Here is a 533-nt window from a genome sequence, read left to right as displayed (position 1 = left end):
AAACCTTTCTGCGAGCTGATGGCACCGATGGCGTCCATTGTTCCGCCAAACTTTACAAACTGGCGCGATAAAATGGCGCTTAGTAACACCGCCTCGCATTTTCCGGCTTTAAACTCATTGGCGGCGACTTTTTCATCCGTATATGCAATAAAACGAATGCTCAAACCCCAAGCTTGCGCTTTTGGGATCAAATCAGAATAAAAGGCNATAACTGGGCCGCTTCGCCCTACTGGATCCCAAACACAAAATACCTTGCGCTCTAGCGCAAACGATGATGATGCGAACATAGTGAGCAAGATGCTCATTAAGAATGTTCGTTTCGAAAATAAACGAACAAAACCGTCCTTGTGTATCCATGACTTCATATTCGGTTCGCACAGCCCACGATTATTTTTATTTATGCAGGGGACGTTTGATGATGCTCTTTGTCCACAAAATCCTTTTAAAGACTGCTAATATAGGCAGCCTTAGAGGGCTGTCACCCTAAAGCCCCAAGCGAATGGTTTCAAGCTCACCATAGAGAAGCGTTCCAA

1 protein-coding gene is annotated in these 533 nt (G+C 45.1%); it reads right to left on the bottom strand.

The genetic code is table 11. The annotated features are described in order from the left end of the window. Positions 1-365: putative solute-binding protein (locus tag A3751_RS02415; RefSeq protein ID WP_231876824.1), on the bottom strand; the 365-nt coding region annotated here is incomplete at its 3' end. Positions 366-533 lie beyond the last annotated feature (168 nt).

It is taken from the genome of Oleiphilus sp. HI0080, from assembly GCF_001635135.1.
This window is presented reverse-complemented; position numbering and strand designations above follow the sequence as displayed.